The sequence below is a fragment of the Roseateles chitinivorans genome (assembly GCF_050632145.1).
In the GTDB taxonomy this organism is placed as follows: Bacteria; Pseudomonadota; Gammaproteobacteria; order Burkholderiales; family Burkholderiaceae_C; genus Roseateles; species Roseateles chitinivorans_B.
Map to the genome: position 1 here is coordinate 3,911,237 of NZ_CP192577.1, position 24,778 is coordinate 3,936,014.

The window sequence follows — 24,778 nt, forward strand, 5'->3', positions numbered from 1 at the left end:
CTGCCTGAGGTTGTATTCATGGGCGTGCGGTGATGGAATGACAAAGGAGTCGCGGTGAACAATCAGTGGTTCTCGAAAGTGGCTGTATGGATGGTGATCGCCCTGGTGCTGTTCACTGTCTTCAAGCAGTTCGATCGCAGCGCAACCCAGGGGAATCCGATCGTCTACTCTGACTTCCTCGATGAAGTCCGTGCGAAACGCATCAAGCAGGTCACGCTGCAGGAAACCCCGGCCGGGACGGAAATCGTGGCGCAGACCAGCGATGGCAACAAGCTGCGCACGACCGCCCCGTACATGGATCGCGGCCTGATCGGTGACCTGATCAACAACGGCGTCAAGTTCGACGCCAAGCCGCGGGAAGAGCCCTCGGTGCTGATGAACATCCTGCTCAGCTGGGGCCCGATGCTCCTGCTGATCGCCGTGTGGGTGTATTTCATGCGCCAGATGCAGGGTGGCGGCAAGGGCGGCGCGTTCAGCTTCGGCAAGTCGAAGGCGCGCATGCTCGACGAGGCCAACAACTCGACCACCTTCGCCGACGTCGCCGGCTGCGACGAGGCCAAGGAAGAGGTCAAGGAGCTGGTCGACTTCCTGAAGGACCCGCAGAAGTTCCAGAAGCTGGGCGGTCGCATTCCGCGCGGCGTGCTGCTGGTCGGCCCTCCGGGGACTGGCAAGACGCTGCTGGCCAAGGCCATCGCCGGCGAGGCGAAGGTCCCGTTCTTCACGATCTCCGGCTCCGACTTCGTCGAGATGTTCGTCGGCGTGGGCGCTGCCCGCGTGCGCGACATGTTCGAGCAGGCCAAGAAGAGCGCGCCCTGCATCATCTTCGTCGATGAAATCGACGCGGTCGGCCGTCATCGTGGTGCCGGCCTGGGTGGCGGCAACGACGAGCGCGAGCAGACCCTCAACCAGATGCTGGTCGAGATGGACGGCTTCGACACCAACCTGGGCGTCATCGTGATGGCCGCGACCAACCGTCCGGACATCCTGGATCCGGCGCTGCTGCGTCCGGGCCGTTTCGACCGCCAGGTCTATGTGACGCTGCCGGACGTGCGCGGCCGTGAGCAGATCCTGAACGTGCACATGCGCAAGGTGCCGGTCGGCCAGGACGTGCGTGCCGACATCCTGGCGCGCGGCACCCCGGGCTTCTCGGGCGCCGATCTGGCCAACCTGGTCAACGAAGCCGCGCTGTTCGCCGCCCGCCGCAATGGCCGGGTCGTCGACATGCAGGACTTCGAGAAGGCCAAGGACAAGATCATGATGGGCCCCGAGCGGAAGTCGATGGTCATGCCCGAGGAAGAGCGCAAGAACACCGCGTACCACGAAGCCGGCCACGCGCTGGTGGCGCGCCTGTTGCCCAAGACCGATCCGGTCCACAAGGTGACGGTGATCCCGCGCGGTCGCGCGCTGGGCGTGACGATGCAGTTGCCCGAGGGTGACCGTTACAGCATGGACAAGGAGCGCATGCTGTCGACGATCTCCGTGCTGTTCGGCGGCCGGATTGCTGAAGAAGTCTTCATGAACCAGATGACGACGGGCGCCAGCAACGACTTCGAGCGCGCCACGGCCATCGCCCGCGACATGGTCACCCGCTACGGCATGACCGACGAGCTGGGCCCGATGGTCTACGCCGACAACGAAGGGGAAGTCTTCCTGGGCCGATCGGTCACGAAGACGACCAACATGTCGGAAGAGACGATGCGCAAGGTCGATCAGGAGATCCGCAAGATCATCGACGAGCAGTACACGACCGCCCGCGATCTGATCGAAGGCAACAAGGACAAGATGCACGCGATGGCCACGGCGCTGCTCGAGTGGGAAACCATCGACGCCGACCAGATCAACGACATCATGGAAGGTCGTCCGCCGCGTCCTCCGAAGGACTGGACGCCGCCGGCCAACAAGCCCGACAGCGGCGGCACGCCAGCAGTCAGCACGGGCAGCGCGCCGGCTGCGGCCTGACGGCTGAACCACAGAGGGGCATCGGATGGGCCGCAACGGCATCTGATGCTCGATGCTTCCTCGAAGGGCCGGTCTTGCGACCGGCCCTTCTGCTTTTGCGATCTACTCCGACCGGCATCGCAGGTTCTTTCGGGCTTGCGTCATACTCCCCGTTTGGCGTGGCAGTCCCTGGCAATCGAGCGCGGGGCCGCATTCTCGACATCCAGCCGTTCATGACTTCTCCCTCGATCTGGCAGACCACCCGTTTCGATCTTGATCTGGCGGAGCGACCGTTGGTGATGGGCATCGTCAACGTCACGCCCGATTCCTTCTCCGACGGTGGCCAGTTCACCGATCCGTTGAGCGCGATCAATTACTGCGAACGGCTGCTGGGCGAGGGCGTCGACATCCTGGATCTGGGTGGTGAATCGACGCGCCCGGGTGCTCCGCGCCTCGAGGCGGATGAGGAATGGAAGCGCCTGGAGCCGGTCGTGCGCGCAGCGCTGAATTTCGGCGTCCCCGTGTCGGTCGACACCTGCAAGACCGAGGTGATGCGTCGTGCGCTGGATCTGGGCGTCGACATCATCAACGACGTGCAGGCGCTACGCGACGAAGGTGCCGACAGACTGCTGGCCGATCATGGCAGTGCCGGCATCTGCCTGATGCACATGCGCGGTCAACCTGCGGGCATGCAACAACTGGCCGACTATGGTGACATCGTCGGGGAGGTCGCTGATTTCCTGCGCGAGCGGATGGGCCATCTGATCGATGTCGGCGTGACGGCCGAGCGGATCACGCTGGATCCGGGGTACGGTTTCGCGAAGACGGTCGAGCACAACCTCGAATTGCAGCGACGTCAGCGTGAACTGCTCGCGCTGGGGCGGCCCTTGCTCGTCGGCTGGTCGCGCAAGTCGACGCTCGGCGCCGTGACCGGCAAGGCGGTCGATGACCGCATGCCAGCCAGTGTCGGCGCGGCCTTGGCGTCGGTGGCGCTGGGGGCGCGCGTCGTGCGCGTGCATGACGTCGGCCCGACGGTCGACGCGCTCAAGGTCTGGCAGGCCTTCGGCGCCTCGCAAGACTGAGCGCCCCGCAGGCCGCGTGCGACCGGCCCCTCCGGCGGCCGGGGCGGTTCCAGCGCCCCCCGATCGAGTGCCCCCTTCGTGGGCGAGCAGCGACCAACGCCGCATCGGCGACAATCCGCGGATTCAAGATCCAGAAGTCGCAGGAGATCGCCTCAATGAGCCGGAAGTATTTCGGAACCGACGGAATTCGCGGAACCGTGGGTCGTACCCCCATCACGCCAGACTTCATGTTGAGGCTGGGACACGCCGTCGGGCGCGTGCTCAAGCGCAGCTACGCCAAGCCCAGCGTGCTGATCGGCAAGGACACCCGCATCTCCGGCTACATGCTGGAGTCCGCACTGGAGGCCGGCTTCGCATCCGCCGGCGTCAACGTGCTGCTGACAGGGCCGCTGCCGACGCCGGGCGTCGCCTACCTCACGCGGGCGCTGCGCCAGCACCTGGGCGTGGTGATCTCGGCATCGCACAACCCGTTCGCCGACAACGGCATCAAGTTCTTCTCGTCCAAGGGCGAGAAGCTGCCCGATGCCTGGGAGCTGGACGTCGAGGCCGTGCTGGACGAGCCCCCGGTCTGGGTGGATTCCGCCAGCCTGGGGCGTGCCCGGCGCCTGGACGATGCGCAGGGCCGCTACATCGAGTTCTGCAAGGCCAGCTTCAGTACCGACCTCAGCCTGCGCGGCATGAAGCTCGTGATCGACGCGGCTCATGGCGCCGCCTACCAGGTGGCGCCGTCGGTGTTCCATGAACTGGGTGCCGAGATCATCACCATCGGCAACAAGCCCGACGGCTACAACATCAACGACAAGGTCGGTGCCACCGCACCGCAGGCGCTGGTGGCGGCCGTCAAGGAGCACCAGGCCGACTACGGCATCGCGCTCGACGGGGATGCCGACCGCCTGCAGATGGTCGATGGCGAAGGCCGTCTGTACAACGGTGACGAGTTGCTCTACGTGATGGTCGCGGACCGGCTCGCCCGCGGGGAACGCGTCCCTGGCGCGGTCGGCACGCTGATGACGAACATGGCGGTCGAACTGGCGCTGCGTCAGCGGGATGTCGAGTTCGTCCGCGCCAAGGTCGGCGATCGTTATGTGCTCGAGGAGCTGGCTGCCCGGGGCTGGCAGCTGGGCGGGGAGGGCTCCGGCCACCTGCTGTCGCTGGACCGTCATACCACCGGCGATGGCATCGTCAGCAGCCTGCTGGTGCTGGAGGCGGTCTGCCGTAGCGGTCGCCGCCTGGCGGATCTGCTCGACGGCGTCACGCTGTTCCCGCAGACGCTGATCAACGTCCGCCTGCAGGCCGACCATCAGGACTGGAAGAGCAACCCGGCGCTTGCCCGTGTCGAAGCCGAGGTCACGGCCGAGCTCGGCGACCGGGGACGCGTGCTGATCCGCAAATCGGGCACCGAACCGCTGCTGCGGGTCATGGTCGAAGCCAGTGATGCCGATCTGGCGCAGCGCTGCGCCGAACGGCTCGCGGACGCGATCCGCGGCGGCTGATCACCCAGGTCTCCCGAAAAGAAGGGCCGCCGACGCGGGAGCGTCCGCGGCCCAATTTGCATTGGTCAGGTCGCCTTGAGCGCGACTCTTCGGGAGCTGGGCGGGTGACTCTTTCGCCTCATCATGTACGCCGTGGCGTCGTCACAAGGGTCGAGAGGGTATTCCCGCACGTCCTGAAGGCTAGAGATCGAAGATGACAACGGGGTGAATCGAATATGACAATGGTCGATCGATGCCCATCGCAGGCCCGTTTCTCCTCTGGGCGCTGTACGTAACGACATTTTTCCGGTTCCTGGCCGGCGTCACGGATGTGTCACATTCAGGTCATAGCATCCGCTCCGTTCGCCAACCAACCCAAGCGATAGGACTGAATGATCATGAATCAACTGCGTGCTGGCCTGCTGTTCGCCGCGTGCGCCGCGATGTTCTCCGCGGCCCATGCTCAAGAAGTGACCGGTGCGGGTGCTTCGTTCCCGGCCCCCGTGTACGCCAAGTGGGCCGACGCCTACAACAAGGCCACCGGTGTCCGCATCAACTATCAGTCGGTCGGTTCCGGCGCCGGCATCAAGCAGATCCAGGCCAAGACCGTCGACTTCGGCGCGTCCGACGCCCCCTGAAGGACGACCAACTGGCCAAGGACGGCCTGGTCCAGTTCCCGACCGTGATCGGCGGCGTCGTGCCGGTGATCAACGTCAAGGGCATCAATCCCGGCCAGCTGAAGCTGGACGGCAAGGTCCTGGCCGACATCTACCTGGGCAAGGTCACCAAGTGGAATGACCCCGCCATCGCGGCCCTGAACTCGGGCGTCGCGCTGCCGGACGCCGCCATCGCCGTGGTCCGCCGCGCCGACGGTTCGGGCACCAGCTTCCTGTTCACGAACTACCTGTCCAAGGTCAATGCCGAGTGGAAGGACAAGGTCGGTGAAGGCACGGCCGTGAACTGGCCCACCGGCGCGGGCGGCAAGGGCAACGAAGGCGTGTCGGCCTTCGTCACGCGTCTGCCGAACTCGATCGGCTACGTCGAATACGCCTACGCCAAGCAGAACAAGATGACCTACGTGCTGATGAAGAACGCCAGCGGCGCCTTCGTCAGCCCGAGCGACGATGCCTTCAAGGCCGCCGCCGCCGGCGCCAAGTGGGACCAGTCGTTCTACCAGGTGCTGACCGAGCAGGCCGGCAAGGACAGCTGGCCCATCACCGGCGCCACCTTCATCCTGATGCACGTCGCCCAGGACAAGCCGGCCCAGGCCGCCGCCGCCCTGAAGTTCTTCGACTGGGCCTACACCCAGGGCGACAAGATGGCGGACGACCTGGACTACGTGCCGCTGCCCGCCAGCGTCAAGGACCTGGTCCGCAAGCAATGGACCGCCAGCGTCAAGGACGGTTCGGGCAAGGCGGTCAGCTTCAAGTGATCAAGGCCTGACGACGACGGCCCGGTGCTCTCCTCGAGGACACCGGGCTTTCGCGCAGGACCTCGACAAGATCTCGAACGAGACGTCGTGACGGACGCGTCGGACCGGCCGGAGGAGGCGGGCGGCGCGCCAGGAATTCAAACACTCCAGCGGAGGCCCCGTGGCCGCAATACTTCCAGCCAATTCCCTTGACCGAGAGCGCGGCGAGGAGCGCGTCAAGCCCGGTGGCAGCCCGACGCCGCGACGTCGCGTCGCGCCGTGGGCCGACGCGGTGTTCTCGCTGCTGACGCATGGTGCGGCCTGGCTGACGCTGGCGCTGCTGGCCGGCATCATCGGCTCGCTGCTGATCGGCGCCGCGCCCGCGATCAAGCAGTTCGGCCTGAACTTCCTGATCACCGCGGAATGGGATCCGACCAAGGAACAGTTCGGCGGCCTCGTGATGATCTACGGCACGCTGATGACCTCGTTCATCGCGCTGCTGATCGCCGTGCCGGTGAGCTTCGGCATCGCGCTGTTCCTGACCGAACTCTCGCCGGGCTGGCTGCGCCGCCCGCTGGGCATCGCCATCGAACTGCTGGCTGCGGTCCCGTCCATCGTCTATGGCATGTGGGGTCTGCTGGTGTTCGGTCCCATCCTGGCCACCTACGTGCAGCAGCCGCTGCAGTCGCTGTTCGGCGGCATCCCTTACCTGGGCGCGCTGGTGTCCGGCCCGCCGGTGGGTATCGGCATCCTGTCGGCCGGCATCATCCTGGCCATCATGATCATCCCGTTCATCGCCTCGGTGATGCGCGACGTGTTTTCGGTCACGCCCGCGATGCTCAAGGAATCGGCCTACGGCCTGGGCTCCACGACCTGGGAAGTGGTCTGGAAGGTCGTGCTGCCTTACACCAAGACCGGCGTCGTCGGCGGCATCATGCTCGGGCTGGGTCGCGCGCTGGGCGAGACCATGGCCGTCACCTTCGTGATCGGCAACATGAACCAGCTGAATTCGCTGTCGGTGTTCGAAGCCGCCAACAGCATCACCTCGGCGCTGGCCAACGAGTTCGCCGAAGCCGGCGCGGGCCTGCACCAGGCCTCGCTGATCTACCTGGGCCTGGTCCTGTTCTTCATCACCTTCGTGGTGCTGGCGTTCTCCAAGGTCCTGCTCAACAAGCTGAAGAAGAACGAGGGAGCCCGCACATGAGCGCCACCGACGCCAAGCGCCTGGCGATGTACAAGAAGCGCCGCCGCATCAACACGATCGCGCTGTCCCTCTCGCTCGCCGCGATGGGCTTCGGCCTGGTCTGGCTGATCTGGATCCTGCTGGAGACCCTGATCCAGGGCATCGGCGGCCTGACGATCGCCACCTTCACGCAGATGACGCCCGCGCCGATGTCCGAGGACGGCGGCCTGGCCAATGCGATCTACGGCTCGCTGGTGATGGTGGGCCTGGCAACCTGCATCGGCACGCCGATCGGCGTGCTGGCCGGCGTCTACCTGGCCGAGTACGGCCAGAAGACCTGGCTCGGTGCCGTGGTGCGCTTCATCAACGACATCCTGCTGTCGGCGCCGTCCATCGTGGTCGGCCTGTTCATCTACACGGTCGTCGTGACGCGGATGAAGTCGTTCTCGGCGCTGGCCGGCATCCTGGCACTGGCGCTGATCGTGATCCCGGTGGTGATCCGCACGACCGAGAACATGCTGAGCCTGATCCCCAACGCGCTGCGCGAGGCCGCCTACGCGCTGGGTACGCCGAAGTGGAAGGTCATCATGACCGTCACGCTGAAGTCGGCCCGCGCGGGCGTGATCACCGGCGTGCTGCTGGCCCTGGCCCGCATCTCGGGCGAAACCGCGCCGCTGCTGTTCACCGCGCTGTCCAACCAGTTCTGGACCAGCTCGCTGGGCAGCCCGATGGCCAGCCTGCCGGTGACCATCTTCAAGTTCGCGATGAGTCCCTACGAGAACTGGCAGAAGCTGGCCTGGGCTGGTGTCTTCATCATCACGATCGGCGTGCTGGTGCTGAACATCCTGGCGCGTGTGCTGTTCAAGGAAAAGCATTGACCGGTTGAGCCGTGCCGGGGCCTGAGGGCCCTGGCGACTCACGATCCACGAATCCAACGAATCGAGAAACAACATGGACGTCAAAGTCGACATGCCGGTGACCGAGAAGGCGAAGCTCTCGGTGAAGAACCTGAACTTCTACTACGGCAGCTTCCACGCGCTGAAGAACATCAACCTCGACATCCCCGAGAACAAGGTGACCGCGTTCATCGGTCCGTCGGGTTGCGGCAAGTCCACGCTGCTGCGCACGCTGAACCGCATGTTCCAGCTGTATCCGGAACAGCGCGCCGAAGGCCAGATCCTGCTGGACGGCGAGGACATCCTCACCAGCAAGGAAGACGTCTCGCTGATCCGCGCCAAGGTCGGCATGGTGTTCCAGAAGCCGACGCCGTTCCCGATGTCGATCTACGACAACATCGCCTTCGGCGTGCGCCTGTTCGAGACGCTGTCGCGCGTCGAGATGGACGAGCGCGTCGAATGGGCGCTGAAGAAGGCGGCGCTGTGGAACGAGGTCAAGGACAAGCTCAACCAGAGCGGCTCGGGCCTGTCGGGCGGCCAGCAGCAGCGCCTGTGCATCGCGCGCGGCATCGCCATCAAGCCGGAAGTCCTGCTGCTGGACGAACCGTGCTCGGCGCTGGACCCGATCTCGACCGGCAAGATCGAGGAGCTCATCCACGAGCTCAAGCACGACTACACCGTCGCGATCGTGACCCACAACATGCAGCAGGCCGCGCGCTGCTCGGACTACACGGCCTACATGTACCTGGGCGACCTGATCGAATTCGGACCGACCGCGGAGCTCTTCATGAAGCCCAAGCGCAAGGACACCGAGGACTACATCACCGGACGCTTCGGCTGATCAACAGGGAGAGAACACCATGACCGACAAGCATCTGTCTACCCAATTCGACGCCGAGCTGAGCGGCATCTCCACGCGCGTGCTGGAGATGGGCGGCCTCGTGGAATCGCAGGTGGCGCAGGCCGTCGAGGCGCTGGGCACCTTCAGCGGCGACATCGCCAGCCACGTGCTCAAGCAGGAAGAGATCGTCAACACGATGGAGATCGAGATCGATCGCGACCTGTCGACGATCATCGCCCGCCGCCAGCCGACCGCGCGCGACCTGCGCCTGCTGATCGCCGTGTCCAAGACGATCGCCAACCTCGAGCGCGTCGGCGACGAGGCCGCGCGCATCGCCCGCACCGTGCAGCGCCTGATCAACACCGGCGTGTCGAGCCGCCTGCGCCTGCCGATGTCGGACCTGTCGTACGAGGCCGAACTGGCCACGGCGCAGCTGCGCAAGGCGCTGGATGCGTTCGCGCGCCTGGACGTGGATCGCGCGCTGGAAGTGCTGAAGGCCGACGACCAGATCGACAAGGAATTCGACGGCCTGATGCGCAAGCTCATCACCTACATGATGGAAGACCCGCGCACCATCTCGTCGTCGATCGATCTCGTGTTCGTCGCCAAGGCGATCGAGCGCGTCGGCGACCACGCCAAGAATCTCGCCGAAGTCATCATCTACGTGGTCAAGGGCACCGACGTCCGCCACAACTCGCCGGACGCCGTCGAGAACATGGTGCGCTGAGCACCGACGAGCGATCACCCGTCCGGCCCGCCCGCCACGGGCGTCCCGGCGGGACCCAATAAGAGGAGTTACCCCGCATGAGTCGCATCCTGGTCGTCGAGGACGAATCCGCCATCGCCGAGCTGATCTCCATCAACCTGCGTCACGCCGGTTACGAGGTCACGCTGGCCGGCAATGCCGAACAGGCGCAGCTGGAAGTGGACCGCGTGCTGCCCGATCTGGTCGTGCTCGACTGGATGCTGCCGGGGCAGACGGGTCTGGCGCTGGCGCGCCAATGGCGCGGTGCCACGCGCACCCGCGAGCTGCCCATCATCCTGCTGACGGCGCGCGCGGAAGAGGTGGACAAGGTGTCCGGTCTGGACGCCGGCGCGGACGACTACCTGACCAAGCCGTTCTCGACGAACGAGCTGCTGGCCCGCATCCGCGCGGTGCTGCGCCGCAAGGCGCCCGAGGCGCTGGACACGGCCGTCGAGGTCGGCGGACTCGTGCTCGACCCGGGGACGCGCCGCGTCAGCCGCGAGGGCGTCGAGGTCAAGCTCGGCCCGACCGAGTTCCGCCTGCTGCACTTCTTCATGACGCACCCGGAGCGCGTGCACAGCCGCTCGCAGTTGCTGGACCGCGTCTGGGGCGACCACGTGTTCATCGAGGAGCGCACCGTCGACGTCCACGTCAAGCGCCTGCGCGAGGCGCTCGAGAAGGTCAGTTGCGCGCGCATGATCGAAACGGTCCGTGGCGCCGGCTACCGGCTGACCCAGCAGAGCAGCGCCCTGTCGGCCTGAGGACGCATCCATGGCATGGATGTTGTCTCGCGTCCTGATGCTGGTGCTGGGCACCGGTGTGGCGGGCGGCCTGGGGTACTGGCTGGGCGAGTGGACGGGGATGCCGCATCTGGCTGCGGCGCTGGCCGCGGCGGCGGCCGTCATCCTGATGGCGGTCTGGGACGCGGCCCGGGCGCACCGGCTCGTGACCTGGCTGCGCGGCGAGCAGAACGACGACGCGCCGCGCGTCGGCGGCCTGTGGGGCGAGATGGCCTACCGCGTCGAGCGTGGCCTCCGGGACCGCGAGCGCCGCTATGAGCGCGAACGCCAGCAGCTCGAGCAGTTCCTGCTGGCGATCGAAGCCTCGCCCAACGGCGTGATCCTGCTCGACGGGCAGGATCACATCCAGTGGTGCAACGTCGTGGCCGGCGATCATTTCTCGCTGGACCCGCAACGCGACAAGCTGCAGCGCATCACCAACCTGGTCCGTTATCCGGCTTTCGTGTCCTACCTTCAGAACGGCAACTTCCAGCAGCCGCTGACCTTGACCAACACCCGCGCCAAGTCGACCTTGCAGGTGCTGGTGCGCGATTACGGTGTCGGCGGGGAGTCTCGCAAGCTGGTGCTGTCGCTGGACGTCACCGACCGCGAGCGCAACGAGTCGATGCGGCGCGACTTCGTCGCCAACGTCTCGCACGAAATCCGCACGCCGCTGACGGTGCTGGCGGGCTTCATCGAGACGATGGCCAGCCTGCAGCTGACCGAGGCCGAGCGCAAGCGGGTCCTGCACCTGATGCAGCAGCAGACGACGCGGATGCAGACCCTGGTCGGCGACTTGCTGACGCTGGCGCAGCTTGAAGGCAGCCCGCGGCCGGGCGCGGATCACTGGCTCTCGCTGGATCCGCTGCTGCAACGCATCGGCGCGGACGCGCAGGCGCTGTCGAACGGGCGTCACGAACTCGTCTGCGAACGTCATACGGGCGTTGAACTCGCCGGTGTCGAGACGGAGATCCTCAGTTCGATCGCCAACCTGGTGAGCAACGCGGTGCGCTACACGCCGGAAGGCGGACGCATCGAACTCCAATGGCGCTGGCTGCCGGACAACGGCGGGGAGATCTCGGTGATCGACAACGGACCGGGCATCGCGCGGGAACACCTGCCGCGACTCACGGAGCGCTTCTATCGCGTCGACGGCAGCCGCTCGCGCGACACCGGCGGCACCGGCCTGGGACTGTCCATCGTCAAGCACGTCGTGCAGCGCCATGGCGGCGAACTGCGCATCGAGAGCGAACCCGGGAAGGGCTCCAGGTTCAGGCTGCTGTTCCCGGCAGCGCGGGTACGGCTGGTCGATGCGACGGCCATGGGCGATGAAGCGGCCCCGGCCTTGCTGGCAGGGCGAGAAGAGCTCTGAGGCTTGCTTGTGGGTCTTACTCGAAAGAATGGCTCCAGTAAGGAGCCATTCCGCTTTCTGAGCTTGCTGTCGTTCGGGAGGTCGGCGCGCTTGGCCGCCGATGCATGGGGCCCGGACGGCAAGCGTCCGAACCCCACGCATCGCCGCCCCCGAACCACCCAGGACTCGCACGGTCTGGGACCGAGGAATTCATCGATGTTCAATCGGAGGGGCTGGGCCTCGGGTCAGCGTCTGCGTCGGGCAGGTCGCATCATGGCTGCTGCCTCGCGTCCTTCGGCAACCAGATCACCGTCGTGCGCAGGTTCGGCGAGCCGTTGAAGCCGAGCACGCGATCAGACAGCGGCACCAGCAGCTGCATCGAGTCCTGACGGTCAGGCAGCACCTCCAGGGAGCGCACCGGGGCCTGCGTCATCGGCACGCTGCCGCTTTCCAGCCAGGACAGCTTCAGCTGCGTCGTTGGGAGCGACGTCTGATCCAGCCACATCGGCTTCCACGTCGGTTCCAGGTGATACAGACGCTGGCCGCGCCCCACGAGCTGGTTCATCCCCGACGTGACCGACAAGCCGGGTGCAAGCTCCGTGTCGATCGCACCCGTGCCGCCGGCCAGCGGCTGGAAGCTGTCTGAGAAACGCAGCATCCCGACCCCCGGCAGCGCCGCGCCCGCGACCAGCGGACGGACCCACACCAGCGTGCTGCCGCTGGGCTGGCTGAAGAACAGGCGCTCGGGCTGATAGGTTTCCACCGCGTTGGCCAGGCCGGTCGCGATCGTGCCGGACGAGCCGCCCAGCGTCGATGGATCCAGCACCGCCAGCTTCTGCGCGTAGGACCCTGGTGTGCCCTCCGCCCACGTGACCAGCAACTTCCCACCGGACAGCAGCACCTGAAGACCTGAGCTGTTCTCCGTCGTGATCACCGCTTCAGGCGTGGCCGGCGCCCCGGACAAATCGAAGCCGCGCAGCACCAGTTCGTTGGCCATCGTGATACCGGGTGCCGTGCGCAACCAGGTCAGCCAGACCGTGCGGCCGTCCGTCGCGCCCGCCAGCGGGGCGGAGCGCAGGAACGCGGCGGGCCGCGTGCTCGTCGCGGCCAGATCGATGACGGGCCTCGTCGCGGACAACTCGCCGGTGGCGGAGAGACTCGTCAGCTGCACCTGGAATTGCAGACCGTTGGCCGGCGGCCCCGCGAGGACCGCGCCATTCGCATGGAACATCGGCGGCACGTAGGTAGCCGGGCTGAACGCGTGGCGCAAGGTGCGCACCACCTGACCGCGCCGGTCGATCGTCGACGCGAGAAGATCGGATTCGCTGAGGAACGAACTGGTCCGCTGGAGCAGCAGGACGGAGCCGTCGAACTCGCGAGCGCCGAGGATCAGCGCCGCATCCGGCAGCGCGCTGCCGCCCATCGCCGGCGAGGACGCCGGGACCTGCGCGATTCGGCTGAACGCGAGCCCGTCGCCGAAGTCGCCGAGGTCGTAGCCCACCAGCGTCTCCAGCATCTCCTGCGTGCCCACGCCGACCGGCTCGCGGGTGCGTTCCTGCACGAGGCCGATGCCCGGCGCGTACCAGTCCTGGATCTCCAGCGTCTGCACGTCGGAGAGCTTGCCGGTGCTGCTGAGCACCGCGCGCACCAGCACGCGCGTGTCGACGCGCACCGCTTGCAGCGGCGCCAGGCGCGGCAGCGTGAGCGTCTCCGTTCCGATCACGCGCGCATAGATCGCGACGTCGAGTGCATCGGGCTTGCCGTCTTGGTCGGCGTCGACGGCGGTGTCGGTGAAGCGCCGCTCGAGGATGGTCCACTGGTCGTCCGCCCGCACCGGCGAGCGCAGCTGCGTGAGCTTGACGGTCTCGCCCGGGCCCTTGCCGGTGAAATCGAATTGCTCCGTCACGACGATGCTGCCGCCTTCGAGCGTGATCGGATGCGAGGCGGCGCCGTCATTGGCGGCATTGGTACCGGATTCGGTCAGGGCGCCGCCGGCAGCCGAGGTGATCGAGGTGTCCGTCGAATAGGTCGTCGTGGTCTGGCCGGGCACGCCGCTGGCGGTGCCGCGGTATCGCCAGACCGCGCCGGGCGTGAGCGGTCGCAGCGTGGCGGCATCGGCGAACAGCACGGCGCCGGGCGTCGGCGCCGCGGGAATCATCGAGCTGCTGCCGACCGGGGGCGGGGGCATGCTCTCGGCGCCTCCACCCCCACCTCCGCCGCAGCCGGCCAAGGCCAGCGCGCCGGCGACGGCCCACGCCCAGGTCCATGTTCGTTGCGGAGCGGCGTCGCGCGGTCCGGTGCCGGGCGTCCCAACTCCCCACGCCGTCGGCGCGGCGCTGATCGACAGAGCCATTCCTCACTCCCTGATCGGCCGCAGCCGACGATGCTGTTCTTGTCTGGCGCCGGAGTGTAAGGGGGCCCTGGATCGGTTTGAAGAGAGGAGCGTATCGCCCGAACCCCCGCCACGCCCACCGGCCCAGCATCGCCACCATCTCAAGGTGAGTTGCCCGGACGCCTGCGGATCATTGATCCTTCTGCATGACCAGGTAGGTGCCGAAGCGGTCCGTCGGGCGGCGGACCACGCCCAGCACGCGCCAGCCGCTGGGCGGCATCGGGGTGCTTTCGGCCTGCACCGTGATCGCGACGGGGCAGGTCGTGCGGTCCAGGCCTTGCGTCGCGTCGACCTTCCAGTGGCCCTGGAACTCGAACGCCGCCAAGGCGTGTGTCGGCACGCCCGGTGCGGCGATGCAGTCGACGTCCGCCGGCAGGTGCGCGGCAATGCGCTCGATCAGCGGCATGTTGCTGCGTGCGTAGTTCAGCGTGTGCAGTCCCAGCGTCATCGCCAGCAGCCAGGCCAGGGCCACGCCGCCGGCCGGCAGCGCGAGGCTCTTCCAGAGCGCGTGACGATGGCGCGCGGTGCGCCAGCGCACCAGCCACAGCCAGGCCAGCGTGCCCAGCACCGCCACGACGAAGGTCAGCAGGCTGAACTGCGGCTCGTAGCCTTGTGCCAGCTTGCGGACGTTGGCCAGCAGCTTCGCCGGCCAGCCGATCTGCAGCGCCATGTAGTACAGCCACAGGAAGATCGCGCCGACGGTGAAGAAGAAGACCGAGAACCAGTCGAGCAGGGCGCTCGCGCTGCGCTGGAAGGTGGGCAGCGCGAAGCTCGCCAGCACCGCCAGCGGCGGCAGCGCGAGCAGCATGGCGCGATCGTCGGCACCCATCAGCAGGCTGGTCAGCAAAGGCACCAGGGACGCCAGCAGCGGCACCGACAGGTGTCGGCGCATCAGGTGCGAGCGCCAGCGCCACAGCGACCAGGCGGCGAGCGGCCACGCAGGCCAGCAGAACCAGCCCAGCAGCCGCAACCAGTCGAGCACGCTGCGTTCGCTGGCCTTCACGCGCCAGGCCCAGCCATGCATCGGCCAGGCGACCAGCGCGGCCAGGGCCATCGCGGCCAGGATCCAGGGCAGGAACTTGCGGGCGTCCTCGTAGGTCGACCGGAAGCAGAGCCACAACGCGCCGACGGCCAGCGCCAGCGCGACGGCGGGCGCGCCGCTGGTGGCGAGCACCGGCAGCGCCACGAGCATCGCCGTGCGCGCCTTCCAGGCGCGGAAAGGCAGCGCCGCGAGGCTGTAGACGAACAGCGTGATGCCGAGCAGCTGGAGGATCTCCGGCGTGATCTCATGGCCCAGGCGCAGCAGCCCCAGGCTGGCGATCAGCGCGAGCAGGCAGCCGTCGGCCATCGCGCGGGCGTAGTCGACCGCATGGGCTTCGCCGCCGAAGGCGAAGGCCACCGGCTGTGCGGCTTCGGTGCGCGCGAAGTGCAGGCAGCTGTACCACGCCAGCGCCAGCACCGCGGCCAGCATCAGTCCGAACGGGATCCGCGCCGCGACGGCGGGATCGAGGAAGGGGAGCAGCTTGATGCCGAGCGCCCCGACCCAGTACGGCAGCAGTCCGCCGTCGGCGGGCAGGCCGGCGATCGCGGGCTGCAGCCAGGGGGCGTGGCCTTGCGCGATGCTGGCGATGAAGCCGAAGGCGGTCAGGTCGGCATTGCGCCACGGGTCGCGGCCGAACAGGCCGGGCAGCACGTAGGCCGCGCACAGCAGCAGGAGGGCCCAGCGCGGGATCGGGTGTGTACTGCGCTCGGCCACGACGGCCGGGGTGGGCAGATTCATGCGCGTCTGTCTCGTTGTCGTTGTGGATGCCGGTGCGCATCATGCCGCAGCTTGGGCGGGCTCAGGATGAGTCTCCTGACAGGGCACGGTAAAGGGGGACGAAGGCAAGGCGGCGGGGGCGAAGGGCTGAGAGGGGGCGATAGGGGGGACGGGCGCGCCATGAAAAAGGCAGCCGGAGTGGCTGCCTTTTGCGGTGACCGGATCAGGTCCGGTCGGGCGGGCCTGCTCAGGCCTTGGCGCCAGGGCGCAGGTTCGCAAACTTGTTGCGGAACTTCTCGACACGACCGCCCAGGCTGTCGATGCTCTTCTGCGTGCCCGTGTAGAACGGGTGCGATTCGCTGGAGGTTTCCAGCTTGACCAGCGGCAGTTCGCGGCCGTCGTCCAGCTTGATCGTTTCCTTCGTTTGAACCGTCGAGCGGATCACGAACTGGGAACCATTGGACTGGTCAACGAAGACCACGTCGCGATAGTTGGGGTGAATGCCTTCTTTGGCCATTTGAAAATCCTCGCTGCAGTGCCGCCAGCCACACTGCCCCTTGCAGCGCACTTGTCGACAGCGGAAAAACGCGGAGTATAGCGGAAATGAGAGAAGCCGCCCAGAGGCGGCTTCTTTGAAGTCCAGAGAGGGGGCTGATCTCAGCCGCCGCGTCTCATCATGTCGAAGAAATCGTGGTTGTTCTTCGAGGACTTCATCTTGTCGAGGATGAACTCCATCGCCTCGATCTCGTCCATCGGGTACAGCAGCTTGCGCAGGATCCAGGCCTTCTGGAGGATCTCCGGCTTGAGCAGCAGCTCTTCGCGGCGGGTGCCCGACTTGTTCAGCAGGATCGACGGGTAGACCCGCTTCTCGGCCATGCGACGGTCCAGATGGATTTCGCAGTTGCCGGTGCCCTTGAACTCTTCGTAGATCACCTCGTCCATCTTGGAGCCGGTGTCCACCAGCGCGGTGCCGATGATGGTCAGCGAGCCGCCTTCCTCGATGTTGCGCGCGGCGCCGAAGAAGCGCTTGGGGCGCTGCAGGGCGTTCGCGTCCACACCGCCGGTCAGCACCTTGCCGGAGCTGGGCAGCACGTTGTTGTAGGCGCGGGCCAGGCGGGTGATCGAGTCCAGCAGGATGATCACGTCCTTGCGCAGTTCCACCAGGCGCTTGGCGCGCTCGATGACCATTTCCGCGACCTGCACGTGACGCGCGGCCGGTTCGTCGAAGGTGGAGCTGATGACCTCGCCGCGCACGGTGCGCTGCATCTCGGTCACTTCCTCGGGGCGCTCGTCCACCAGCAGCACCATCAGGTGGGCGTCGGGATAGTTGGCCGCGATCGAGTGCGCCAGATGCTGCATCATCATCGTCTTGCCCGACTTGGGTGGGGCGACGAGCAATGCGCGCTGGCCTTTGCCCAGCGGGGCGATCAGGTCGATGATCCGGCTGGTGATGTTGTCGTCGCCGCGGATGTCGCGTTCAAGCTTGAACTGCTCTTTCGGGAAGAGCGGCGTCAAGTTCTCGAACATGATCTTGTGCTTGGACTCCTCCGGCGTCAGGCCGTTGACGCGGTCCACCTTGACCAGCGCGAAGTAGCGCTCGCCGTCCTTGGGCACGCGCACTTCGCCTTCGACCATGTCGCCGGTGTGCAGGTTGAAGCGTCGGATCTGGCTCGGGGACAGGTAGATGTCGTCCGTCGAGGCCATGTAGCTGGCCTCGGGCGAGCGCAGGAAGCCGAAGCCGTCTGGAAGGACTTCCAGCACGCCGTCGCCGAACACCTGCTCGCCGGCCTTGGCGCGCTTTTTCATGATCGCGAACATCAGCTCCTGCTTGCGCAGGCGGGCGACGTTGTCGATCTCCAGCTCTTCGCCCATCTGGATCAGGGCGGAGACGTGAAGCGCCTTCAGTTCAGAAAGATGCATGGGGGGTTGACCCGGTCTGTCGTCCAGAGCCTGCCAAGGCCAGAGACACAAACAACGGCGAGCCCAAGGGACGCGCATCCGCGTTGCGGCGGACTTGAGGAAAGCGTGGAGACTTGGGCGCCGAGTCCACGCGCTCACCCGGAACGTCGACGGCGTCCGAGGACGCCGTTGGGCCCGGGAGGGCGTGGTGGCAAGTTGTTCGCCAGGACCGCAGGGGCCCCGACGAATGGAATCATTATAGGTTGGCGTCGAGGAAGGACGTCAACTGTGCCTTGGACAGCGCGCCGACCTTGGTCGCCGCGAGCTGACCGTCCTTGAACAGCATCAGGGTCGGGATGCCGCGGATGCCGAACTTGGCCGGCACTTCACGGTTGTCGTCGACGTTCAGCTTGGCGATCTGCAGGCGGTCGCCATAGTCCTTGGCCACTTCGTCCAGGATGGGGGCGATCATCTTGCAGGGGCCGCACCACTCGGCCCAGTAATCGACCAGCACGGGTTTGTCGGACTGGATGACGTCGCTGTCGAACGAGGCGTCGGAGATGTGTTTGATCTGTTCGCTGCTCATGGAGATGGTCCTTGCGTGATGTCCCTGCCGGGCGGATGCCTCGGGCGGGCGGCCAGCCGGGCGACAATGTGTACCGCTCCGGGGGCCCCAGGGTTGCAGGGTGAGACGATTCTCACACAAGCCCGGAAACCTCGGCCCGAGTAGGCGCTCCCTCGACATGACGGTGCGCAAGGCGCATCTCAAGGGGGCAGGGGGCTTGGATTTCGCTATCGTCGCGATGCACTCACTCTTCGGAGTGAATGCCCGGGCCCGCCAGCGCTCGCAATGGCTCCGCCGCCGCCACGTTCCACCACCGTCACCGCCAGCAACACCGCCTTGTCGATCACGCCGCCGCCCTCGATGACGTCCCCGCCGCCGGTCGACTTTCCACTGTCGTCGGTCGACTTTCCGTTGTCGCCGGCCCACACCAGCGCCGCCATCTGGGACGGCGTCGCCCGCCGGGCGGCGGATTGGCTGGAGGCGCAGGGGCTGTCCGCCCGCGACGCGGTGCTGCTGCTGCCCTTCGCGCAGCACTTGAAGCCCGCCCGCGTGGCATGGATGAAGCTGTCCCGCTGGCAGCCGCGCATCGAGACGACGCGCAGCCTGGCCTCGGCGCTCGGCCCGAGTCCGCTGCCCCACGCCCAGCAGATCACCGAGGACGCGGCCATCGATGCCTTGGCGGCCCGCACGCTGCTGGGCGGCCAGACCTGGGCCGAAGCGCTGCGCCAGGAAGATCCGCGCGCCTATGACGCGGCGGTGCAGCGCCTCGTCGAGGCGGCGCACGCGCTGGCCCGCGCCGCCGCGCTGCGCGATCCCGCGCACCGCGGCGATTTCTGGGAGCAGGGGCGCCAGGCACTGGCGCAGCAGGGCGGCGTGGGCCATCTCGAGCGCGCGCTGCTGGCGGTGGCGCTCGAATGGGCCGCGGCCGACCCGCGCGCGCCGGCCACCGATGCGCTCTTCGCGCTGCGCCCGAGCGCCTGGCTGCATCTGCAGTGCGGCGGGCCGGACCCGCTCGCCGAGGCGCTGCTCGCGAGCGCGGAGGCCGCCGGCGTTCCCTGTCTGCGCCTGGATGCCGATCTGCCGCTGGATGCCGCCTTCGACGGCGGCGCGCCGGTCGGGCGCATCGAGCAGGCCGTGTGCGACGATTTCGAAGACCTGGCGCAATGCAGCGCCGCGTCGGTGCTGGACCACCTGCAGGCCGGCCGCGCGCCGGTCGCGCTGATCGCGCAGGACCGCGTGCTGCTGCGACGCGTGCGCGCGCTGCTGGAGCGGCAGGGCCTGGGCATCCAGGACGAGACCGGCTGGACCCTCGCGACGACCGCGCCGGCCGCGCAGCTGATGGCGATGCTGCGCGCCGCGCGCCGCGAGGCGACGGTCGACGACTGGCTCGCCTGGCTGAAGACGCCGCTGGCCGCGTCGCTGCGGGAGAAGGGGGCGGCGCCTCGCTCAGCGCGCTGGAAGCGCACTGCCGCCGGCGCGGCTGGTCCGCGCCGCAGGCGGTGCGCGCCGATCGCCTGCCGCCGGGCAGCGAGCGGCTCTGGGAGGGCGCGCGCGAGGCCCTCCTGCCGCTGCAATCGCGCGGTGCGCAGCCGCTCGAGGCCTGGATCGCCGCGCTGGGGCAGGCGCTCCAGCAACTGGGCGCCGACGAGCAGCTCAAGCGCCAGCCCGCCGGGGGCCGCAGGTGCTGGAGGCGCTCTGGCTGAGCAAGACGCCGTGGCCGGGATCGGGCCACGAGGCGGTCCTGCGCGGCGCGCAGCTGACGGCGTCCGAATTCGTCGACTGGGTGTCGCAGACGCTGGAGGCCGGCGAATACAAGCCACCGCTCGAAGGCGGCCTGCAGATCATGATCACGCCGCTGGCGCGCACGATGCTGCGCCCGTTCGGCGCGATCGTGCTGCCGGGCGCGGATGCCGCGACGCTCGGGCCGGTGCCGCCGGGGCCGGTGCTGATCGGCGACACGTTCGCGCGCGAACTCGGCCTGCCGACCGTCGAAGGCAAGCGTCAGGCGCTGGCCTGGCAATTCGCGCAGCTGCTGCGCGCGCCGGCGGTGACGCTGCTGCGTCGCGGGCATCTCGGCAGCGAGCCGCTGGCGGCGAGCCCGCTGGTGGATCGGCTGGACCTCGCGTTGCAGGCGGCCGGCCACGTGCTGCCGCATTGGCAAGATCCGCGGCTCGAGGCGACCGTGCCGACCGCGCATGTCGACCGGGCCGCCGCGCAGGCGGAGGGACGCCTGCCGTCGGCGCTCAGCGCGAGCGCGGTGGAGTCGCTGCGCCAGTGCCCGTACCAGTTCTTCGCCCGCGTGCTGCTGGGGCTGCGCGAAGCCGGCGAGCTCGAGGTCCAGGCCGACAAGCGCGACTACGGCACCTGGCTGCACGCGGTGCTGCACCAGTTCCACACCGAGCGCGTGGAGCGCCGCGACCCGGATCTCGACGACGACGCCCGCCTGCAGCGCGCGGCGCAGGACCAGATGCGCGAGCTCGGCCTGGCGCCGGCGGAGTTCCTGCCGTACTCGGCCAGCTTTGCGCGGTTCGTGCCGACCTACCTCGGCTGGCTGGCGGAGCGCGAGGCCGAAGGCCGGCGCTTCGAACGCGGCGAGGTCGATCGCCGCGTGCAGCCCTGGGCGGAGATCGAGCCCGCGCTCGCGCAGCTCGCGCTGCTCGGGCGCATCGACCGGATCGACGATGCCGCCGATGGACAGCTGCTCGTCGACTACAAGACCGGCAGCGTGAAGGGCCTGAAGGACAAGGTCGCGAACCCGCTCGAGGACACGCAGCTCGCCGTCTATGCCGTGCTGATGGGCTTCGGTCCGTCGCATGACGCTCATGGGAAGCTCCGCGCGCAATACCTGGCCCTCGATGACTCGAAGGGCATCGCCGAGATCGAGCACGAAGACGTGGAAGAGACGGCGACCGTGATGCTGGACGGCTTGCGCCAGGACCTGATGGCGATCCATGGTGGCGATCCGTTGCCTGCCTTGGGCGAAGGCGTGGCCTGTGCGTACTGCGAGATGCGCGGCCTGTGCCGCCGCGACGACTGGGACGGGGCCGCGCCGTGACCGAGCCCACGAACGACACCCCCACGAACGACACCCCCATGAACGCCGCCGCCTACACGCTCGACGGCGCGCCGGTCGCGCGCGAGCGCTTCTACGAACTGGCCTGCGACCCGGCGCGCAGCGTCGTCGTCGAGGCCTGCGCCGGCGCGGGCAAGACCTGGATGCTGGTTTCGCGCATCCTGCGCGCGCTGCTGGACGGCGCGCGTCCGCAGGACATCGTCGCGATCACCTTCACCCGCAAGGCCGCCGGCGAGATGCGCGCGCGCCTGAACGAATGGCTGCACGAGTTCGCGCACTGCGACGACGCGGGCCGAGTGCTCGCGTTGCGTCAGCGCGGGCTCCCGCAGGCGCAGGCCGTCGAGCTCGCGCCGCGCCTGGCGACGCTGCAGCAGCGCCTGCTGCAGGATGCGCGCCCGGTGGAGATCCGCACCTTCCATGCCTGGTTCTCGCAGCTGCTGCGCGCCGCGCCGCTGGAACTCCTGCGCGCGCAGGGCCTGTCGCCCGAACTCCAGCTGCTCGAGGATGAGAGCGACCTGATGCCCGAGCTCTGGCAGCGCTTCCACGCCGCCGTGCTCGAGGACGAGGCGCTGCTCGCGATCTACCGCGACCTGAGCCTGATCCATGGCCGCAACAAGCTGCTGGACTGGCTGACCTCGGCCTTCGACAAACGCGTCGAACTGCGCCTGGCCCACCAGCACGGCCGGCTCATGGACAGCATGCCGACGGCGGCCGAAGCCGTGCCCGAGCTCGCCGCATTCGCCGATCCGATCGAGGCCTTCGCGCCGATGCGGGCCGACCTGCAGGCGCTGGCGATCGAGCTCGGCCAGTCGACCAAGGTCACGCCGAAGAAGTGCGCGACCGCGATCGAGCAGGCGCTGCGGCTCGCCGACGACGCGGCGCTGGCCGGCGTGCGCCAGGCCTTGTTCACGGCGGAAGGCGCACTGCGCAAGAACCTCGGCGACTCGCCCGCGTTGTCGGCGGTATCGGACCGGCTGCAACGCCTGATGCTCGCGATCGACCAGGATCGCGCGCGCTTGTGGCACCAGCAGATGTGCGCGCTCGCGCTGACGCTGCTGGATGCGTTCGACCGCCTCAAGCGCGAGCGCGGCATCGTCGACATGAACGACCTGGAGCGCGGCGCGCTCGCGCTGCTCGGTGATGTCGACCTCTCGGGCTGGGTGCAGGAGCGGCTCGACAGCCAGGTCCGGCACCTGCTGATCGACGAGTTCCAGGACACGAGTCCGCTGCAATGGCACGCGCTGCATGCGTGGCTGTCCGGCTATGTCGGCGCGGGCGGCGGCGCCAGCGGTCAGCGGCCGCCGTCGGTCTTCATCGTCGGCGACCCCAAGCAGAGCATCTACCGTTTCCGCCGCGCCGAGCCCCGCGTCTTCGCGGCGGCGCGCGATTTCGTGCGAGAAGGCCTGGACGGCGTGCTGCTGGCCTGCGACCACACGCGGCGCAACTCGGTGCCGGTGCTGGCGGCGGTGAACGCGGTCTTCGAATCGGCGAGCCTGGCGCAGCAGTACAGCGGCTTCCGCCCGCACACGACGGAGTCCGGCGGCGGCGATCCGCTGGATGGCGTCTTCTTCATCTCGGGCGATCAGGCCTCCGACGACGAAGCCTCCGGGACCGGTCGGGAAGAGGGTGCCTGGCGTCCGAGTCTCACCGAGCCGCGGCGCGAGCCCGAGCTGCATCGCCGCGAAGCCGAGGCCGAGCGGATCGCCGCCTGCATCGGCGATCTGCTGGCCAGGGGGAGGCCCAGCCGGGCGAGATCTTCGTGCTGGCGCGCAAGCGCGAGGGCTGCGCGTGCTCGCGCAGGTCCTGAAGGGTCAGGGCATCGCCCACGCCGCGCCGGAGGACATGGCACTGCTGGACGCGCCGGACGTGCGGGACCTGCTGGCACTGCTGGATGCCTTGGCGTCGAGCGGGCACCAGCTGTCGCTGGCGCATGCCTTGCGCAGCCCGTTGTTCGGCGCCAGCGAAGCGGATCTGCTGTGGCTTGCCGCCGAATCGCGGTCGGTCAAGTGGTTGGGCGAACCGGTCGTCGAGCCCGTGGCCGACGGCGCGGAAGGTCCCGTCGTGAGGAGTTGGTGGGAAACGCTGCTGCAGGCCGAGCCCGGGGCCTTGAGCGGGCCGCTGTGCCGTGCGCAGGGGCTCCTGTCGCGCTGGGCGTCGACGGCGGTCCTGCGCAGCCCGCATGACCTGATCGATGCGATCGTCCATGAAGGCGACCTCATGGCGCGCCTGGCGGCCGCCGTGCCGGCCAGCGAGCGTCGCGCGCGGCTGCATGCGGTGGAGGCGCTGCTGGCGCTCGCGCTGGAGCTGGATGGCGGCCGGTATGCCGGCTTGTACGGCTTCGTGCGCGCGCTCAAGAGCCGCGCGCTGAAGCTGGCGGCGCCCGCCGAGCCGGATGCGGTGCAACTGCTGACGGTGCACGGCGCCAAGGGGCTGGAGGCGAAGGTCGTGATCCTGATGGACGCGGAAGCCGGCCCGGCGCGCGCGGAGAGCATGGCGCTGGCGATCTCCTGGCCGGTGCAGGAGGCGGTGCCTCGGACGGTGGCCTTCCTCGTGTCGGAGGCGAAGCCGCCGCCGTCGTTGCAGGCCTTGCTCGACGACGAGAAGGACCAGCGCCAGCGCGAGGAACTCAACGCGTTGTACGTCGCGATGACGCGCGCGCGGCATCGCCTGCTGCTGAGCCGCACCCCGGCGAAGCGCCAGAGTTCATCGGGGACCTGGTGGACGCGGGTGCAGCCGCAGGCCGAGGCGATGGTCGTGCCGGAGGTCGCCGACGACCCGACGATGCCGGATGACGACGTCGCGCGGCTCAAGGTGCTGCCGCGCGTCGATCCGTTGCCGGCCGAGGTGGCCGAGGCGGTCGCGGACGTCGGCCAGAGCCCGGACGAGGTCGACGACAGTGCCGCGCTCGGCGAGGCCCTGCACCGCGTGCTCGAATGGCACAGCGGGCCGCAGGGCGGCGCGCATGCGCTGGAGCGTCTGATGGCTGCCGCCGCGCAGATGTACGGGCTCGACGCGCGACGCACCGAGCGCCTGGAGCGCAGCGTGCGCGCGATCCTCGGCAGCGCGGATTGCGCCCTGTTCTTCGACGCCGCGGCGCTGGACTGGCACGGCAACGAGGTGCCGCTGAGCTGGAACGGACACGACATGCGGCTGGACCGCCTCGTCAGCCGCCGCGACGGCGCGGGCGGGCGCACGTGGTGGGTACTCGACTACAAGCTGCATCCGGCGCCGCAGCGCAATCCCGACTACATCCAGCAGCTCTGGCGCTACCGCGAGGCCGTGATGGCGCTGCAACCCGGCGAGCCGGTGCGCTGCGCCTTCATCACCGGGCAGGGGCGCCTGATCGATTGCACGGAAGCGGTGGCCGGCGCGGCCGACCTGTTCGCCTGACC

General features: G+C 68.2%; 18 protein-coding genes and 1 pseudogene. 14 read left to right on the forward strand and 5 right to left on the reverse strand.

The features are described 5' to 3' along the window. Positions 1–54 precede the first annotated feature (54 nt). The 10 genes and pseudogenes from ftsH to phoR all read left to right on the forward strand — a co-directional run bounded on the left by ftsH (position 55) and on the right by phoR (position 11,719). Positions 55–1,959, forward strand: coding sequence for an ATP-dependent zinc metalloprotease FtsH (gene ftsH / locus ACQ86G_RS18040; protein WP_431256611.1), 1,905 nt, complete (start codon positions 55–57; stop codon positions 1,957–1,959). Positions 1,960–2,171: 212 nt separating this feature from the next. Beyond that, on the forward strand, positions 2,172–3,020 hold the full coding sequence (gene folP, locus ACQ86G_RS18045) for a dihydropteroate synthase (RefSeq protein WP_431261441.1): 849 nt from the start codon (positions 2,172–2,174) through the stop codon (positions 3,018–3,020). 155 nt (positions 3,021–3,175) lie between these two features. Continuing rightward, positions 3,176–4,513: a phosphoglucosamine mutase gene (glmM, locus tag ACQ86G_RS18050; protein ID WP_431256612.1), complete on the forward strand. Its 1,338-nt coding sequence runs from the start codon at positions 3,176–3,178 to the stop codon at positions 4,511–4,513. Positions 4,514–4,890: 377 nt separating this feature from the next. Next, positions 4,891–5,924: pseudogene (gene pstS / locus ACQ86G_RS18055) on the forward strand (phosphate ABC transporter substrate-binding protein PstS). A 169-nt stretch (positions 5,925–6,093) separates the two neighbouring features. Further along, positions 6,094–7,107 carry a phosphate ABC transporter permease PstC gene (gene pstC, locus ACQ86G_RS18060; RefSeq protein ID WP_431261442.1) on the forward strand — a complete coding sequence of 338 codons (1,014 nt, stop codon included), beginning with the start codon at positions 6,094–6,096 and terminating at the stop codon, positions 7,105–7,107. Continuing rightward, positions 7,104–7,964 carry a phosphate ABC transporter permease PstA gene (gene pstA, locus ACQ86G_RS18065; protein ID WP_431256613.1) on the forward strand — a complete coding sequence of 287 codons (861 nt, stop codon included), beginning with the start codon at positions 7,104–7,106 and terminating at the stop codon, positions 7,962–7,964. Before pstC ends, pstA begins: the two co-directional genes overlap by 4 nt. Positions 7,965–8,037: 73 nt before the next feature. Then, complete coding sequence (gene pstB, locus ACQ86G_RS18070; protein ID WP_067270340.1) at positions 8,038–8,823, forward strand: phosphate ABC transporter ATP-binding protein PstB; 786 nt, start codon at positions 8,038–8,040, stop codon at positions 8,821–8,823. Positions 8,824–8,842: 19 nt separating this feature from the next. Beyond that, entirely contained in the window at positions 8,843–9,550 is a 708-nt protein-coding gene (phoU, locus tag ACQ86G_RS18075) for a phosphate signaling complex protein PhoU (RefSeq protein ID WP_088406637.1), read from the forward strand. A 77-nt stretch (positions 9,551–9,627) separates the two neighbouring features. Continuing rightward, positions 9,628–10,329: a phosphate regulon transcriptional regulator PhoB gene (gene phoB, locus ACQ86G_RS18080; protein ID WP_091733626.1), complete on the forward strand. Its 702-nt coding sequence runs from the start codon at positions 9,628–9,630 to the stop codon at positions 10,327–10,329. Between the two features lie 10 nt (positions 10,330–10,339). Beyond that, a complete protein-coding gene (gene phoR / locus ACQ86G_RS18085; RefSeq protein ID WP_431256614.1) occupies positions 10,340–11,719 on the forward strand; it encodes a phosphate regulon sensor histidine kinase PhoR in 1,380 nt (459 codons plus the stop codon). Positions 11,720–11,969: 250 nt separating this feature from the next. Here phoR and ACQ86G_RS18090 read toward each other — a convergent pair whose 3' ends face one another. From ACQ86G_RS18090 to trxA, 5 genes are all read right to left on the reverse strand, one after another. Continuing rightward, positions 11,970–14,051 carry a hypothetical protein gene (locus ACQ86G_RS18090; protein WP_431256615.1) on the reverse strand — a complete coding sequence of 694 codons (2,082 nt, stop codon included), beginning with the start codon at positions 14,049–14,051 and terminating at the stop codon, positions 11,970–11,972. Positions 14,052–14,220: 169 nt separating this feature from the next. Continuing rightward, entirely contained in the window at positions 14,221–15,870 is a 1,650-nt protein-coding gene (locus ACQ86G_RS18095) for a hypothetical protein (RefSeq protein WP_431256616.1), read from the reverse strand. Between the two features lie 226 nt (positions 15,871–16,096). Then, a complete protein-coding gene (locus ACQ86G_RS18100) occupies positions 16,097–16,366 on the reverse strand; it encodes a type B 50S ribosomal protein L31 (RefSeq protein ID WP_331614594.1) in 270 nt (89 codons plus the stop codon). Between the two features lie 140 nt (positions 16,367–16,506). Next, on the reverse strand, positions 16,507–17,769 hold the full coding sequence (gene rho, locus ACQ86G_RS18105) for a transcription termination factor Rho (RefSeq protein ID WP_067270357.1): 1,263 nt from the start codon (positions 17,767–17,769) through the stop codon (positions 16,507–16,509). A gap of 235 nt (positions 17,770–18,004) precedes the next feature. Further along, entirely contained in the window at positions 18,005–18,334 is a 330-nt protein-coding gene (trxA, locus tag ACQ86G_RS18110) for a thioredoxin TrxA (protein WP_067270361.1), read from the reverse strand. Positions 18,335–19,812: 1,478 nt separating this feature from the next. Here trxA and ACQ86G_RS18115 point away from each other — a divergent pair. Genes ACQ86G_RS18115 through ACQ86G_RS18130 form a run of 4 tightly spaced genes read left to right on the forward strand, consistent with a single transcriptional unit; the run spans position 19,813 to position 24,776 of the window. Continuing rightward, the gene (locus tag ACQ86G_RS18115; protein WP_431256617.1) at positions 19,813–20,016 is read left to right on the forward strand and encodes a hypothetical protein; all 204 of its coding nucleotides are present in this window, start codon (positions 19,813–19,815) and stop codon (positions 20,014–20,016) included. After that, positions 19,995–21,368: a RecB family exonuclease gene (locus tag ACQ86G_RS18120; protein ID WP_431256618.1), complete on the forward strand. Its 1,374-nt coding sequence runs from the start codon at positions 19,995–19,997 to the stop codon at positions 21,366–21,368. The genes ACQ86G_RS18115 and ACQ86G_RS18120 overlap by 22 nt, the downstream gene beginning before the upstream one ends. Before the next feature lie 38 nt (positions 21,369–21,406). Beyond that, entirely contained in the window at positions 21,407–23,569 is a 2,163-nt protein-coding gene (locus tag ACQ86G_RS18125; protein WP_431256619.1) for a UvrD-helicase domain-containing protein, read from the forward strand. After that, positions 23,493–24,776 (forward strand): 3'-5' exonuclease, encoded by a 1,284-nt coding sequence (locus ACQ86G_RS18130; protein WP_431256620.1) that lies wholly within the window; start codon positions 23,493–23,495, stop codon positions 24,774–24,776. Before ACQ86G_RS18125 ends, ACQ86G_RS18130 begins: the two co-directional genes overlap by 77 nt. The last annotated feature ends 2 nt before the right edge of the window (positions 24,777–24,778 follow it).